This is a genomic window from Echinimonas agarilytica (genome assembly GCF_023703465.1).
In the GTDB taxonomy this organism is placed as follows: Bacteria; Pseudomonadota; Gammaproteobacteria; order Enterobacterales; family Neiellaceae; genus Echinimonas; species Echinimonas agarilytica.
The window spans coordinates 142,315-161,148 of the sequence record NZ_JAMQGP010000003.1 but is presented as its reverse complement, the minus strand read 5'-3'; the positions used below and the strand labels follow the sequence as shown (position 1 = coordinate 161,148).

The window sequence follows — 18,834 nt, the reverse complement described above, 5'->3', positions numbered from 1 at the left end:
CTCATGATTCTTTGCATATCCCTCTGATTTCAAACATCATAGAGCTATTAATGGGAAGCAACGAGCAACCTTGCATCTTGATTTTTCAACATGGCTAAGCCGTTTTCATCATGAGCCTTGGGTAAATACGTCAAAGGCACATCCGTTTCTTCATTGTCTAAATTCATTAAATTTTCTGGTTTAGTATCCTCAGGTAACGCCAAGCTTGGCTGCGCCCGTTGTTGACGAACTTGCAGCACGTTCTGACGCACTTCAATCGCGTTATCACGGCTTTGATGATGCGCTGAGCTGGTTTGCGTTTGGTGCTCGGTATAGCGTGCTAAATCAACGTTTTCACCCAAAGGTGTATTCACTGTGTGGCTGCTGCGCGTTCCTATTACGACATTCTCGGTGGTAAGCTGACGCCCTTCCAATACAAACTCTACATCTTTTGGTTTTGAGTACACTTGCACATCGGGCTCTACCTGACGTTTCACTTCAACGTTATCAACAACGAGCAAGGTATCTGGCGTTTGGAAACGCGCGCCTGTTTCGAATATGCCGCCTTCAAGTATGAGTTCGCGATGATGACTCATCACATCCACTTGCTCACTCCAAAAGCGCTCAAACACTAATCCGTTATCAGTTGTCACGTCCAACTGTGTTTGTTCCACAGCCGAATCGCCTTGCTGAATCACCAATGCTAGCGGTGCGTCTATACCGTCCAACTGAGTGATATTTGCAGTAATTAACGCGCTATCGAGCATGGCCGACTGACCCACTTCAAGTTGATTCAACATCATTGACTCAGAGGCAACCAATTGTGCAGTTGTTCCAGCTTGCACCAGAGTTGCTGAAGTCATGTGGCCTACAACGGTTGCTTCGATGGCTGTGCCGGCATCAAGCAATATTTCTACATCACCTGTATTGTGAACAAAGATATTGCCTGTCGCCGATTCTGCTTGAAGCGCTTGCACTTGAGTGAGTAGCGCGACATCAGCTGCGCCAATATCCGTTTGTGCCGTTAGCTCTGCACCACCATTTACCGCTGAAATATGAAGTGCGGATGAATCCGAACCCGCAATATGTTCTCCGGCTTTAATCACAACCGCGTCGGTGAGTGTGCTAGTGGTGACAATTTCTTGAATATCCACACTCTGCTCGCTTTCAATGATGACTTGCTCGCCGCTACTCAAAGTCGCGGTATTGGCCATGACAAAATTGCCCAGCGCGTTGATGCTAACGTCATTGGTGGCTGTAACTGCTTGGTTCAATAACACGTCAGAACCTGCTGTCACATCAAATCGACCGCCGATATTAACCCGCTCGAAACTCGCATCAGCAGCGGTATTCACAGCAACGTCACTGCCAGCGTTGAGCACACTATCTGGATTCATGAATAAACGCGTGGCGGTTGCTTCAATGCTCGTTCCAGCATCAAGCGTATCGTTTATCTCAATGACATTCGCGGCGACCAGTGCTATGGCATGACTGACATCAATGGTTTGAAGTGACACATCAGTACCGCCCACAATTGTAAGTTGATCGGATGATAATTCTTCAATCAGCAGATCTTCAGCAGAATCAATGGACGCGCCAAGTGCGATCGTCACTCGATCGAGCGCTATCGAACCTTCGCCCTCAACGTCAAGTTGATTGGCTGTGACTTGGCTCATTTGCAAATCACCGCCAACGCTTACTGTCATCAACTCTCCAGAGCTGATTTGAGCGTCAGATGCTGTGACCATGTCATTCGCTGAGGATAAGCTCATAGCTCCAATGGAACGTAACTCGCTAGCATTATCGAGTTCAAACGCTCTTTGGCTGTTCGCCGTTAGGTCTGCGCCAGCAGAAATCGAGTTTCTGAGCAGTAAGTCTGTTCCAGTACTGATCATCAATTGACCTGCCACTGCAACATCAGTCAGGCTCGCCGCTGTATCGGTGGTGAACTCAGAACTGTTGCCTGATTCAAATGAGCTGCCTTGCAACATCTCAAGGGATGCAGATTCAACGCGGCTGTTAAAGCCAACTGTAGTGGTACTGCCAAGTTCAAGGGCTTGAGCGATGTCGGCCGTAAAGTTGTTGCCCACTGCAATTTCCTGCATTTGAGCATTGGCTTCACTGGTCACAGATAGCTCCTCAGCTGCGATGTTTATGAGGGTTAAGTCGCCTAGCACGTCAATCAGCGACTCATTGGCAAATGAGGCGTTTTCCACCGTGACATCAGACTGCCCCCGAATTTCGGCATTGTGAGATGAGACTTGTTCAATCTCGATATCTCCTTGAGCCAGCAAAGTCAGCAACTCGCCACTTGTGAGCTCTGAATTCTCTGCCCCTAGGATTGCGCCTTGTGCAGTGATGGTTAGGTCAGATGCCGAAGTTACAACAGCACCAGCATTGAAACGAACATCACCAGATGTTTGTGCATTGAGACTATCGCCCACTGTGACAGATTGAATGACATTCATGTCGCCGGTTACATCCACCATTAGATTGTTACCAACGTTCAATTGAGTCAATTCGATGCTATCAGCACTGGTTAGAACCGCATTTTTAGCAACGTTCATATTACTGCCTTGTTGCATTTTTATACCACTGGCTGAGACTGTTGCGTCTGTTCCAACAGATATGGCATTCGCCAATTCAAGGACATTGACCGTCGTCACAGTGACATCGTTTTGCACTGTAATATCCTGCATTGCCGTGGATGCCTTGCCATCTAACATAAGCTGCCCCGCCGAGACGGAAGTCAGTGACATGTTGTCTTGTGCATTGATTGTTGCGTCCGATGAAATCGTGGCATTAACAATGGTGATGGTCGAACCTCCATTTGCAAGCAAGCTTGCGGCGTTCACATCATTCATAGAAAGCTGCTGCGCTGAGTTCACATTGGCGGTATCAACGACCTTCACATCGGTAAGTGCCATATTTGCACGCCCTAAAATATCGGCGTTTTGCGCAGAGACAGTGGTCAATGCAAGATCGCCCGAGGCGTCGAAACTGGCTTGTTGCTGAATATCGACGCGAGTCAGATTCATCGTATTTTGCGAGGTTGCAGTGATTGACTGCGCCATAAGGTCGCTCAATTCCATAGTCAACAATGACACTAACGTCACCGCTTTGGTCACGGCAATAGTGCTCAGTTCAATTGCAGCAGCGCTATCAGCATTCAGCGTATTGGCTGTGATTTGATTGAGGCTCATGTCACCTTGTGAGGCCAGTATTGCGGCTGCGGCTACATCCACTTCGTCCAGCGATACGGCTGTGCCTGCGGTCACATCCAAAGCACCGACTTGTGCTTGTGCCATCATCACATCATCAGCGGCAACCAAGGTCATGCCTTCGGTCACGGCAATAGTGCTCAGTTCAATTGCAGCAGCGCTATCAGCATTCAGCGTATTGGCTGTGATTTGATTGAGGCTCATGTCACCTTGTGAGGCCAGTATTGCGGCTGCGGCTACATCCACTTCGTCCAGCGATACGGCTGTGCCTGCGGTCACATCCAAAGCACCGACTTGTGCTTGTGCCATCATCACATCATCAGCGGCAACCAAGGTCATGCCTTCGGTCACGGCAATAGTGCTCAGTTCAATTGCAGCAGCGCTATCAGCATTCAGCGTATTGGCTGTGATTTGATTGAGGCTCATGTCACCTTGTGCGCTAATGCGTGCATCATTCAAAATCGATACGTTGTTTAACGACACCGACGATCGCCCATCAACGCTCAATTGTTGAGCCATGATCTGGCTCAACGTCATGCTACCCAGAGCGCTCAAGGTCATTGCGCCGCCGCTTAACAGCGACGAACCTGCAGCGCTATTCATGGCGCCCAAAGAGCGAATTGAAGATACTCCTGAAGTTTGAATGGCAGAATTTTGCACCAATGTTAGGTCATCACCGGACAGCACATTCAAGTCTTCAGATACCGTGATATCAGCAAGCTCTACCTGACCACCGGTTTCGAGTGTAAGATTGTCCGCGATGATGGCACTTTCTTGTTCCATCAGCAGGTTGCCTTCAATATCAATCTCGGTATTCTCACCCGCGTTAATTTGGCTCCCCACCCCCGATGGTGCAAGCAGAACCAAGCTACCATCGCCTGTGATCACAACATCTTTGCCAGCCGAAATTTCAGTGTGTATCGCGGTACCTGTCACACCCACGTCTAATCCCACAATATTGCCCGCAGTAATCGAGTCAATATTCAACGGCACTGAATGATTCGCTAAATAAACATTGTGCAATGCGGTGGCGGTAAGCAACGAATTGCGGCTCGCTTCTATATCGACTGCATTCGCAGCGTCACCAATACTGCCATTGTTGGCGGTGAGGTAAATGCCGTTCCCAATCAGGTTGATGTCATCATTGGCAAAACCGTCGATAATGTTGGCATCACTTTCTAAATACACCTCTGAGCGGCTATAAACCGTATCGAGCGACAAGTCTCCGTTGGTTTCTTTGACGAATAAATCACCTTCCGAACGTGCAATTAAGCTGCCGCCATTGATCAGGTCAATCAGCACCGAGTTGGTGGCGTTACCAATACCACCTTGAGCTGATTCAAGTATGATACTTTCGGCTGTTACATGAGCCGTTTGGCCGCCCTTGAGAGCTTCAGTATCAATTGTGCCTGCGGCTTTGATCCGTGCTTCCTTATCGGCCACGATTTCCGCAATGGTAATGTCACTTTCTGAGCCGACATAAACATCACCAAAATGGCTGATGATCGACACGGTATCGGTGGAATCTAAATTCACCTGACGACGACGGGTAATAATAATATCGTCGTCCTCATAACGAATATCGCCACGTTCAGCCGAGGCTAGTGCCAATTTTTGGCTCAACGACAACGTGCCCACGGCAACATTCCCGGGAATGCGGATCTGAACTTCTTGGTGCCCAATGCCAGCAGATTGCGATTCTAATCGAACCGATTTACCACTGACGTTAGCGACTTTAAGAATTGGGTTTGAATCGGTCACATCCTTGATGAGTCCGGGTGATAAAGCCAGCGTGAGTTCACGTTCTGTCCAGCTCGATCCTTTGAGTAATGCTTGCTTGTCGTCTTCACTCAATTGATACACGTAATCCTGGTCATAAACTCCGTTGTTTAAGTCACCCACTTGATCATGCAAGGTATGATATTGCGAGGTACGGTCGTCTTCGTATTGCGTAGTTCGAGCCGAGAACTCACTGGAATCAACGCCTTCACGAGCCCATTGGCGTTCTAAGTTGGCAATCTCGACATCGCTCGCTGCATAACGATAGTTTTCATTATATGTGTCAGGATCCGCTTGCTCTAAGCGCATTTGCCAATATTGAGAATAGCCATTGTTGTTTTGACGTTCTTCAGACACCAAAGACTGCACTTGTTTTTTGCCATTGGTAGAAAGGTTCTGATATTCACTGCTGGCGAACATGGCATCGTAGTCTCGACTATCGATCCACTGACTAAACTCATCACTTTCGAAGAACACATTGTCGTTTTCATCACCAATCAATGCTGTGCTATCCCAAAATGCCAATAGTTGCTCTTGGGTGGCATCATCCACACGCTCATCTGGGTTGTTGTCGATGAAAGTGCCATGTGCTTTGAGATCTATATCACCGGTTGCCGATTTAACCTTATCAATCAATAAGTGACCACCGATGTTAATGTCAGAAGCGACTTGTTCAAGGTAGATTCCGTCCACGGCATCTATCGATACACCAAAGGCATCATTTAAAGATTCGGTGGTATAGCCTGCTGCAATCGTCAGTCGGTCATCGGCACTTTCACCAATGCCTCCGCCAGATGCGACTAAGTTGATACGGTCGGCTTTGACTTGAGAAGCATTGGACGCACTTTGGATAGCGCCTGCCGATTTCAGTTCGACCAAGTTGTTAGCGACGATGCTACCGACCTGCAAGTCACCTTGCTGCTGTTCAATTCGAATCAGCCCATCCGCACTGACTGCGTTGACTTGGCCACTTGCTCGAACTTGTACTCGGGTGGCATCGGCATCGCGGTAAATGTCGTTTTTCGCCACTAAATTGAGCGCCCCCGTCTGTAACACGGAGGTTTCGTCTGATTGCACAATTTCACCAGAGCCTGCGAGAATATTAGTCACACCATTTTCATTGAAGATACTACCTGCGATATCAACCTTGGAATTGAAATTTGATGTCACCGAAACGTCTCCACCACTTTCATCCCCAATAAAATCGATAGCGATCGGATGGCTGGCATAAACAGAGTTGCGATTGACCACGGTTTGACCACGCGTTTCTCGCGCTGTAATAGTGACATTTTGCACTGTACACAGTGTCCACCAGTTACACTCAGAACGTTCACTGTAGGTAAACTCACTGGCAGTGGTTTTCGTCTCTGTTTTTTTCTTAACGTTGGTGTAAGAACCTGTATTGTTTTCCAACAAGTAACGTCCACCATCAAGTGCAACCGGCTCTCCAACGGGCGTTGAGGACACTAAGTATTGCTTGAGTTCACCTTCGCTCAGCTTGATAAAGCCAAACAACGACGTTCCTTTTTTGATGTACACAAACTTAGATGACTGATCTTGAGCTGTGGTGAGTACAAATTCCATGCCTGCTTTGGGTGCATAACTGAGCCCACTTTCGTTCACATTGGTCGCGCTGCCTGAGTTCACCGTCTGATAAACTTTGCCATTGAGGCGTTCGTATATAGTGCGTTTCAGAACGGGTTTATCGTCGGCATCAACACTAACAATGTCGGTAATATCAATCACACCTTCAACACCACGCCCAGTGCTGATATTCGACAATTCAAGGTTATAGCCACTTTGATTATCAATCTGAACTTGACCATAACCGTCAAGTACCACTAATTTGCCCGAGTCATTACTGGTATTCATAAGCTGACCAAACAACTGAATAAACCCACCGCTGACTTCAACACCATCCACCACAATTGTGTCGCTGCTGGCGTCAAAAGCGGCACCAATAGTGTCGTCATTCGCAACCACCAATCGGAAAAATTCGCTCGCATTGCTTTGCGATTTATAAGTGTCGTAATAGGTTTTTGCAAAGGCAGTACTGAACTCAACACTCACTAACTTGCCATCATCGTCTTTGATATAAGTGACGCTGGCGCCCTGCCCGCTGGCCAAACTTTTCACTTTTGATTCAGTGACAAAGCTATCATTGCCGTCGATTCGAGCTTGAACCGTTGGCGCAGAGCCAATATCCAGTTGCCACATTTCACGACCACTTTGAATGGTGCTGTTGATGTTCAAGTAACGGGCGCTAATCAGAATATCGCCATTGGCAAAAATACCTCTGCCAACCGTTTGTTTGTTACCTTCAACCGTAATCGGCTCGCCACCAACGTGATAAAAATTGTCGGTATAGCTTTGTACAAAGTCGCCATTTTCTGCAGCCAATTCAACGGTGCCTGCAAGCACATCTGCATATTCAAAAATTAAGCTACCGGCAGCACTAGTGGCGGTAAATCTACCTTCTGGGTTCCAGATGGTTGAGCGTTCTTCATTGTCTTTGGAACCAAAGTAGATGTCCGGCGCCGTGGCAGGAAAATCAGATTTGTAAGGCGCGGCTGTTGGGTTGTATGTGCTAGTAATGGTAATTTCCGGATCACCGTCCGAACGGGCTGTCACAAAATTGCTGGCCGTAAATCCGGGCGCATTGCCAGATTTATTAATGGCTTTCACATCATTAATACCATCCACTAAATAGCTATTAAATGTGATGTTTCCACCTTGATCATTGATAAATAGGTCATTCAATGTGAGGTGAATTGGGGCGTCGTTCGACACTGAAATACTGGCATCGTTGGGCGCTTTAATGGAGCCGGTCCCGGTCAAATTATCGGCTTTTACGATGATATTACCCAAGTCAACGCGAATACTGTCGACTTCCATGAAATCGGCTTCGGGCCCACTAATTGGGGTATCTGATGCCGTCACGATTTGAGCTTGGAGGGTATCAATATTGCTTTGAATTGAGGTTTTTCTATTTTCCAAGCCAGCCAGTTCAACATTGACAACACCGAGCTCGGTATTCAACACTCCAAGTTCGTTGTCTTTCTCTGCAATGTCATCATTGAGTCGAACAATCTCCGTTTCATACTCACTAATTAAGTCGGCATCTCGATCTGCTTCGTCTTTTGCATTTTCTGCATCCAACTTCCCTTGCTCTATGTCACGTAAGCGTTCTGATTCAGCTTTATCAGCGTCAACGGTTGCAATTTCTCCGACAATAGCGGTTTGGTCGGCCGTTTTAGCATCAATCTCTAAATTGACGTCGGTACGCTGCGCTTTATTGTCGTCCTGAACAATTTGCAATTGCGCTTTTGGACTTAACTTGTTGGCAGTGTTTAACGTGCCTGGAATGTAATCACCTTTGTCGTCGAATCCTCCCAACCCCATGTCGACTAATTGACGCTGTAAAAAGTCAATCTCGTTTCCGTAGGCGGCAAATGAAACACTATCAGCCGCATACTGGTCTTGCAGATCTTCAAGCTTTTCCATGCGTTGCTTTAAGTTATCAGCCAGCCCCAAGCGTTCAATCGATTCATAACCGACTTCTGATGATGTTTTAATCTTGTAGTACAAGCCTTGGAGCTTTGTGTTGGATGGGTCATCAGGGCTGAATTGTACGTACTGAGTGACTGTGCCGTCGGCATCGACGATCATGTCGGTCGATGCCGGGTTTTTCACATAGGTGATCTCAATGAATTGGTCACGATGAATTGACGTTTCAATACTGCCATCAATATTGACTGTGGCATTGGTATTGTCGGTCTCAGTGCTACTGGTAATATCAAAGTTCACATCACCCCCACCAAACGCATTGCTAATTGCGCTGCCCACTTTGGCTAGAGTTTCGCGATAAATATCTTTACCCAAACCATAGGCATATAGGTTAACGTCGCCATCTGTAGCGATCAGGTAAATATCGTCCGATGCTTTAACTGCAGCGTTGCTTTTTACATCGAGCAAAGAGTTCAGCGACACCTCAGCACGCGCGTCTGGGTCGGTATCCATTGGAATCGCCGTTTTATTCCAAAGGTTAACTTTACTCTTGAGATCAATGCTTGAATTGTCGCCACTTGAGTTTTGTCCTGCTGTCAGCCGGAGTTGTCCGTGATCGGCTAATAACTCTGAGCCTGAGCCAATAGTGATTCCTTGATCACCCGCCAAACTCGCAACAGAAATCCCTTCAGGTGCGCCAGCTAAGCCATAAGTGTCTGCTGCTGCACGCGCATAAATTGCCACATCATTTCGTGTTCCGAGTGCTAATTGGCCATATTCGGCAAGGACTTTACTGTCATCGATCTGAACACCGCCGTTGATGGTCGATACAATTTTAGAGCTCGATTTCGCCACTGCAATGGCGCCCCCTGAGTTCAAAACCACCTTATCTTTGGCTTGGATTGTATTGAGTACATCCACTGCGAGGGCAGTATTTGACTGAGAGTTTTCATCGCCAGAAGCGAGTAACTGTGACTCATCAGCAACATCAATGTTCGTGGCATGCAGTATCGACGTTGAGCTTCGTGCCGCGGGCGCATCAACGACGCCACCAGAGCCTGAATTCACATTGGCTGTGGCGTTGCTGCCATCCGATGTTTGGCTCACAGCACCCAACCAATGTTTCAGTGTTGTATTGTTGGCAGCCAGACTGATGCGTTTGGCTTCAATCGCAGCTTTGCTTAAAGAAAGGCCGACCTCACTATCAACCATGTTACTTGCAAGCGCGCCACTTGCCCCCACCAGAGAGGCATTAATACCATCAACTTTGCTGTTGATTTGATTGCTTTGTTGCGCCAAAAGCTGCACGTCATCGTTTGCGTTTGAAATCGAACTGTCGCTATTGATGTTCACTTGAGTCCGTGTTGCAGTGTTGGTGGTTGCTTTTGTACTCACTCCAGACACAACCCCACCGCTGCCACTAACAGAATCAGCCAAGCTGGATGTGGTGCCTTTCGCAGCCAAGATTACATCACCTGCATTGGCATTATTGAGGCTTGTACTGTCACCGATGTTTACAACACTTTGAGCTCGATTTAGGACCAATGACTGGTTGGCGCCCACGGCCACAATTCCGCCGTTGGCAGCATCCACCGACGCTGACTGGACGGCTTGGGAATCGGTCATTAGGCTCAATCCGTTTTGCGTCATGAGTGAAGCTAAGTTGCCAATGGCAAGAGAAGTGTCACTTAAGTTTTCTGATTTGGCCCACGTTGCACTTGAACCCGATAGAAGGCCGCCACCGACAGCTAACGCATCGGCATGGATATTTGATTGATTCAACATGGCTTTCGCCGTTAGGCGATTGACGTCTATATCGACATTGTTTCCAATATCAACCTTCACTTGGGTGTGTTGAATCGCCTCAGCCGTCGACACTCCAACTCCCAATCCACCAGCAACTGCCACACCGTCGGCATCAGCTGACACATCGGCATCGGCCTGCGCAAGAACAATCACGTTACCGGATTGATCTGAAATATTGGCACTGTCGGCCACTTCGACCGAAACCTCTGTCGATTCTTCCGCAAGGGCACTCGCCCCCGCTCCCGAGCCCAGCAGTCCACCTGCGGCAGCTTGCGCTAAGGTGTGAATATTTCCTTCGGTGATAGCTTCAATTTTGAGTTGCGTAAAATCTTCAATATTGCCATTGCCTAACTCGGCGACCACAGCGCTTTGTTTGCTTGATTCTGATACCACAATACCTGCCGCGGCGGCTCCAGCTGCGGCACCTTTGGCGTCAGTTAAAACACTGCTACTGTCTTGCGCGAGAATGTTCACCGATGCATTTTTATTCAGGCTTGGAGAGTGGTCGTTGAGATTTCCGTTGTAACGTGCCAACACCGTATTGTTAACAGACCCTAACGCTATCGCCGCACCAGCCCCTACGATACCAGCAGCACCGGCGTATACATCGCTGTCGATCACTGCGGCTTCACCCGATACTTTATCGGCTTGAGCATTCAGATTAACGCTTGATGCAGTAACATTGACGCCTTGGCCCACCTCGGCGATTAAATTATTGTTCACTTCGGTCAGTGCAAATGCCCCACCAAAGCCAACGGCTCCGGCAGCAAAACCACCGACTGTTGATTCGGCAGATGTTTGATCGCTTGCATCAAGGTTAAGTGTGCCTGTGGTAACCGACGATCCCGCACCTGTAATAGATGTTCGAGTAATGAATTGGCCTTCCAGTGGCGCTGAGCTTGCAGAAGACTTCACTTCTGTTTGGCCTTTAGTATCAATAGCTGCGAGCTCTTGGGCGGTGATCGTGTTGCTACTTTGCCCTTCTAACAAGTCCGATTTTGAGCCTTGAGTGAACTTGTCCACCGTGCTCAATGTACCGTCTCCGCCATTGTCCAGCTCGTCAGCAGCATCACCGGTCAGTTCTGCGCCAAATAAATTTACTAATGCAGCACCACCGATCCCAACCGTTAAGCCAGCTCCCGCGGTTGCAGTAATGGTGTCGGCTTGTTTTTGGCTGTCAGCAATAAGACTGACAAAGCCTGAATTTTCGGTTACTACATCAGCATTCACCATGTCGGCGCGTACACGGTTTTTAACGATGTTTACCGTTGCACCCGCGCCAATGCCCGCTCCTCCGCTCACACCTGCGGCACCGGCTTTACTGTCAATAGAAATGGCGTCAGTGGCTGATAATGTGAGTGAATCAACTTTATCGGCATCGCTACCAATGGTGGCATCAGTGACTTCTGCGGCAGTATCACTGGTGATCAAGTTCACTACTGCCATACCCGCAACACCGGCAGCCCCGGCTCCACCTGCAAAACTAATCACTAAACTTTGATTGTCAATATCGCTAGACGCACCAACGTTTACGGCTCCGGCCGATTTCAACACCAATGGCGTGGCTTGGGTACCGTTCACTGTGGCGTGTGTTTGGTTATTGACGATGTTCACGGCAAATGTACCGGAGCCAGCCGAACCGCTAGCTAACGCCGCAGCGAAGTCATAAAACGAGCTTTGATTCTGGCCATGAGCGCGCACATCAATAGAGCCTGAGTCGAGATTACTTTGCTCGACTTGCGCGGTTGTAATAGCATCAAACTTCAGTACAGAGCCCGAAGCAGCTAGAGCTGCCCCACCACCAGCCCCACCCACCGCAATTGAATTGGCCCCTTGCGATGATAATGCGTTGATCTTGGTATTCCCTTCGCTGTTCACAGTGGCATTGTTCTGGATCGAAGCCAGTGTCTCGCGTTCCATGATGACGGTATCTACGGCTGCACCGATACCAGCAGCACCGCCACCAATCGCCCCCACCACAGCATTGGTATAGGTGTGGTCTTCAGCGACCACTGCAACCGACTGGCGATCATTTGCTCCCGCCACACTGTTCAACGTTGCATTATTTACATAGGCGCGGGTTTCACCTCCCAAAATATTGACGTTGCCGGTGGCCGCTATCCCCGCATAGAAGCCCACGCCTGCGGTGGCGCCAATACTATCGACATTTTGCATCGAACGAGCGTTCACGATCACGCCCGTTGCTTTAGTATCTGCATTGAGCTTGCTCTCCAGCGCTATTTTCTCGTAATCGCTGTCAGTTGAGCCTTCGCCGTCTTCGCCATTTTCTGCAGCCTCTGCAACACTTGACACTTCAGAGGCAAAGTCAAAGTCAGAAATACCGTTGGTCACTGCCAAGCCTGTGGCGCTGTTGGCAAGTGCATTCACCTGCGTGCCCGCGCCAGAAATATAGGCTTGAGTGGTGCTTGTAATCTGATTCACGCTAACACTTGCACCTGCGCCAGCACCATTCACACCAATGCCTAAGGCTCCGGCGAATACATCAATATCATCAGAACTTTGCGCCGATACGGCCACGTTATGTTGTGCCAGTACGTTGGAATCACCATCAATGTGAGCATCAACGCTACTGTCGTTAATATTGACGACCACAGAACCTGCGATACCAGCATTAGCAGAGGCTGACACACCCACTGCTATGGTGTCGGTCTCTGCGCTGCTGAAGCCATTGACCATCACGTTATTAGCTTTCAGTACACTGTTTTGCGTCACGTAGGCAGAGGTTGTATTACTGATTCGGTTGACTGCAACAGAAGCCCCCACCGCAGCAGAGCCGGCAAAACCCACATTGCCCGCTAACGATTCAATGGTCGAATAGTCACCACTAGCAACCACCAATGCTGCACTATTGCTGGCCTGCTGCACATTACTCAGGTACGACTCAGTCACATTGGAAATTTCATTGGAAGAGGCTGAACCATTAAAAGCAGCTGTTCCTGCACCGCCTCCAGCCACCGCATAACTGTCGATATTGGCGCGATTGGCTGCATCAATAGAAATTAGGTCACTTATAGATAGGTGGGCCAAATCGCTGATCCACGCCTGAGTACTGTTGCCAATAGTATTGACCGATACTGCCGCGCCTCCGGCCGCTTTACCTGCACCGTTAATTGTTCCAGCTAATGAACCAATATCTGACTCATCGTTCGCAATAACCTGCAATCGCTGAGATGGCATTGCAAAACTAGAATCGCTCACCTGCGCAATTGTTTGATTGTCGATCTCGTTCACCGACACTGACGCACCAATGGCGACTTTGCCTGCTCCACCGCCCGAAGCCGACAAGGTTTCAATGTCCGAATCATTGGCTGCGGAGGCCATGAGTGACTCACTGTGCAACAAGGTCACACCTTGCGCTTGAGTCTTCGTCTGGTTTGAAATTTCAGACACGCTGACCGCTGCGCCAATAGCTGTTTTTGCAGAAAAGGAAAGGTTTCCCGCTAAGCTTTTAATGTCAGATTCATCAGACGCCATCAAAGACGTATTGTTTGAAGCAATGACCGTATCGGCTTGCGCACCGGATGATATAGGCGCAGAAACTCGATTAGGCGTAATGAATACATTGGTTTGGTTATTGATTTCACTGAGAGCCACCGAGCCATTGGCCGCTAAACTGCTGGTTCCTCCGCCCACGCCCACTGCTACAGCATTGATTGCTGTTTTGGTTTTAGCTTCTGCTGAAACCGTATCAGCGGCGAGCTTACTAATGCCAACGACGACATTGGTCGTGTTTGATATTTTGTTATTTGCGAGTGACACACCCACATTGTTTTTGCCCACTTGAACCAGGCCTGCAACGCCAACAATACTGTTGCCTTCATCATTATTGAGTGACAAGGTTGAACCGTTGTTGTCGATGTCAGAATCTGAATCTCGGCCGTCGATGATTGCATCAAGTGCAGATACAGTTTTTTGATCAATGGCTACTAATTCAATAGTATCGCCATCGGTTGTTGAAGCGACCGTGCCATTTTCAATTAAGACTTGATTGCTGTTGTTTATTTCATTGAAGACAAAGCTACCGGCAAGGCTGTTAGTAGACGAACCGCCCCCCGCCATCGCCGCACCGCTACTAATGTTGGCGGCATTAATACTTTTTACAGACACTGCGTGCAGGTTCTGTACAGTTGCATGATCGATAATCGCTTGGGTCTGATTCGCAATCTCGGTAAAGGTAATCGCAGCACCTACGCCGCCTTTCCCACCATAGAATAAGGAACCGCCACCGGCATGAACTTGGCTTTGGTCGTATGCTGTCATGGCCAAACTGGAATCGAGGTTGGCAGTGCCATTCATTTCACTATTGCCGGTCAGCTCTGAAGTCGTTTGATTGTTAGAGTGAGTCAAAGACACTGAGCCTGCTATGCTGGCTGACTTGCTTGAGCTGCTGGATGTATTCACGGCCATTCCAACACCAACGGCTGTTTGGTCGCCACCAGAAAGCGCTTGCAGTTGCACAGAATTAACATCATCAATAGTGGCATTGTCAATGGTGGCTGTCGTGCGGTTGTCCATATCATTTGAGGCAAATGCGCCGGCAAATGCCGCCGACGTTTTGGTCGAACTCGATTTCGCTTTGGTTAAACTGGCCGAGCCCGCTATAGCATCTAGATCAACCGAATTGATGGCATTGGTGTTTAAGTCAGTGGTGTTGAGTGCAGCGTTTTGCACGCCAGCATGAGTTTCAAAAGCGACTTGGTTAACCGATGCAGCGCCAGACACAGCAACGCCATATGAAGGTTTAGGTGAGTCTTTTGAACTTGCTGAATTATCTCCCCCCGAACCATCTTGAGATGCTGTGGAACGTTTTGAATTTACAAAATCAGTCGCACTGACCAAATAGCCTTCTACTTTTTTCTTGGTATCTTTGTATTTTTGATAAATACCAGTGCTCTTCTCATCGGAGCTTGAAACAATTGCTCCGGCAATAGAAATGGTATCCAGCACACCTTTAGCGCGCGCTTCAATAGCCACTTCTTCGGTATGAATAGACGCAGAGGCTGGCTTGGTATCATCGTCATCGCCAATCATCGATGTGGTTGTCACGTCGGCGTCGTTAATCGCCACAGAGACACCAACACCTGCGGCCCCTGATTTAATAAAACCACCGGCAATATTCCAAATTCCTAAATCCGTATCAGCATTTAACGACAATATCTGTGCTGAGATATCAGCAGCCGGATCAACATAGACTTTGGTTTGTTTGTCTAACTTGACGTAACCCACAGTGCCATTGATGCCAATGCGATCGGCAGTGCCGCCCGCTTCTGTGATCACAATGGCATTGTTCGTGGTTTGAGCATTGATATCGAGATTCACCAAGTCGCCCACGAGTGTGCCAGTGCCATCATCATTCGAGATATCAGCCGCCCCCACCGAGGCTAAAACTTCCCCACCCAGCACAACAACATTGACCGAACCACCAATGGCGTTGCTGCCTGTACTGCGAGGGTCTTGTCCTGCGATCATGACTAAGTTGGTGTCGGTTTGAGCTTCTACATTTAGCCTGTGCTCGCCGGTATTCACTAAACGCACAATTGCACCATCTTCAATGGCCGCGTTAGCGTTCGAGTTGTATTCAATACTATTGACAGATGCTGCCGCACCACTGCCTTTGGCTTTGTTTTTATTGCTCGCCACACCATTAAAAAGCATGCCGGCAATGCCGCCCGTTAACTTGTCGTATACCTCTTCGTAAGAGCGATAGTCAAAATCCCACGGGTACGGATGTTCAGTGGTCGCAGAAACATTTACATCTCCGGCTTTTAATTCTGCACCGCCAAGAATTTCAGCGTTCGAGGAATTGTTGTAGTTACCCACAGTAATGGCGCCGCCTAACGCGGTTCCCGTTGAGCTAGAGGCAACATCGGCACCAATTTGAATTTCATCACTTACATGGGCTGTAATATTGGATGCATTTTGCACGTTGGCGTGAGTCAGAGGACCCAATAGTGCAGAAGCATTATGATTTGAATCAGCAATAGTGATGGCGCCTGCAACATTGAACTTGCCATCTTTCATTTGCTTGAACATTTTGTCTGGAATCGAGCTGTTATGAAAGTTCAAAGCCTGCAAAGCTTTGTCCAGCAACAATGCCTTGCTGGCGTTTTGCAAATTGGTAAAGCGGTCACTTAATCCCGGTTTGCCCTTGGCACCGCCCGATGCTGAGGTATTACTTTCTGCTTCAACCAATGCATTCACTTCTAAGGTATCGGCATTGATGTCGCCATTGGCCTGAACGTTTGCGGTTGACTGAACATCAGAAATCGATAATGCCGTCACTAAACTGTCGCCACCTGAGCTGTTGGCAAGCGCGGTGTTTTCCACCTCAGAAGAAGATGTTGCAGAAACCGTTAGGTTTTCCGCTTCTATTTCACCTTCACCCGACAAGGTCACACTGGCAGTCGACTCTATTTCAGTGAGTGCGAGCGCAATTTCGATTTTTTTATTAATGCCTGCAACGTTGGCATCCGCAGTAGTTTCAGTGTCACTACTGGCCTCGATCGTAAAATCATCTGAGTCTGATCTGAGAACACTCTGATCTTCAACACTCACGGTGGCGGTTGTATCCGCTTCAATAATTTCCAGGCCAACGTAAAAGCCGACCGACAATGGGTTTGCAGCGTTAATGGCTTGCGCGGCGATGCTCATTTCGCCGGTTGAATGTAATTCGGTGTTGTCGCCACTGATCCGAGTGTCTGCCGTGGCTTCTGTCTTTACATAGAATGCGGAATCTGGAATACCGAGTGCATCAATTTTATTTTCAACAAATGCATTTGGATCGAGCTCAAAACCGCCCACAGATAAACTTTCATCAAATAATTCAGGAATTAAAGAGGTATCGGCTTCCGCTTGAACATTAATACTTTCGGCTTCAATTTGAGTATTGTGCAACCATACGTTGGCACGGGCACGTTTCCCAAAGAGTCGGTCTTCAGACACAAATCGATCGGATGCGTAGGCATGAATATCAACATCTTTACCTTTGATAATCGCGCCAGTTCCTTCCACGTATTCACTTTGAGCATTCTTCGTCACACCCACTAAAATCTGAGCGTCTCGATCACCATTAAGCAATCGTGCAATGTCTTTACCTTCAAGCCCCAAACTATCGATAATATCGTCTAACGTATCGTTATCGATCACTTCTGTATCGCGTAAATTCGTTAGCGTGACGTCTCCGGCTTCAAACGCTGCACTATCGCTGTGGGCTAGTATTTGCGCTTGTTGCTCCACCACAATATTTGGCGCTCGAATGACAATATCGCCGGAATCAGCCGTAGAAGCGCCATTCACATGATCGCTGTCGACACTTCTCGAAGAGACGATTGCGCCTTCTTCAATCACTACCAACTCATCAGCTTCAATTAATAGCTCGCTGCCGGCCGATGTTTTGAGTCCCGCGATCTCCATTTTTTCAGGGTCAAGATAGACCAAACCGCTCTTACCGTTGGTGGCATGGGCGGCAAATTCAGCATTTTCAATTCGCAGTGATTTTTTTGCACTAAATTCTGCAAAACCACCATTGCCAGAGGCGGCAGATGAGCTCACATCAATGACTGCACCAGACTTCATTACCGCATCATTCTGAGCCAGCGATAAAACCACGCCCCCATCAGACAGGCCCCCTTGCCCTTTGGCCGATATTAATGTGCTGGAATTCAGCTCAATGTCTTTGCCTGCATTCAACACCACACTGCCAGCATTGGACTGGTCAGAGCCATCGGCCATCAGAGTTCCGTCGATGCGAATGTTGTTTTGAGCAACAATTTCGATCACACCGTTATTGTTAACTAACGCCGCACCAAGCTGCTCGGCATCAACATTAACAAGTTGAGTAAACGCCGGAGATAGGCTTTGTACCGCAGGGTTAACTGCCACTCGACCAGAAACATCAATCGATGCACCATGCAACAACACTTGGTCTTGCGCATTAATTTGGCCTTTCACGGTGATCAAACCAGAAGCCGACAATGGAATATTGCCAATCATCAGCTGCTGGGTGCGTGCATCAGAAATCACCCCATCAGCATTGATCAATTCATTCATAAATTCTGGTGTTGGCGTAGACACCGATAAGTTGCCCACATTGATACTGCCCTGCTCGCCTACGATCAGGCCATAAGGGTTAACAAATATGAGATTACCGCCGATGGAGCCGTCTTTGACACTGTTCAGCGCGCCTTCAATGTTGGAACGCTTGTCATAGACCATGTTGATCAGGTTTTCGGTACCCGATGGTAAATGAAGATCAACCGTTTTATTTTGATGCACATCGAATTCGCGAAAAGCGTTGAAACCGCTGGCCCCGCGCACAGTTTCTGTTCGCACATCGGTTTTTGCACCTTGAGTCGTGACCGAGGTTTTTGTGCGCCCATCAACAATGATGTTATTTGCAATGGCGGCTGAAGGCTGAAAGAAGAACACGAAGATTAACGCGTAAGCAGTCAGTGCTGAACATTGTTCACTTAGAGCCAAGTGCTTGCGGGGGGCTTTCATAGCAATCCTTAAACGCCCGCTT

The 18,834-nt window shown here is 48.3% G+C and carries 1 protein-coding gene; it reads right to left on the bottom strand.

All coding sequences use genetic code 11. From position 1 onward, the window contains the following. Nucleotides 1-47 precede the first annotated feature (47 nt). Nucleotides 48-18,812: a leukotoxin LktA family filamentous adhesin gene (locus tag NAF29_RS08010; RefSeq protein ID WP_251261058.1), complete on the bottom strand. Its 18,765-nt coding sequence runs from the start codon at nt 18,810-18,812 to the stop codon at nt 48-50. Nucleotides 18,813-18,834: the final 22 nt, after the last annotated feature.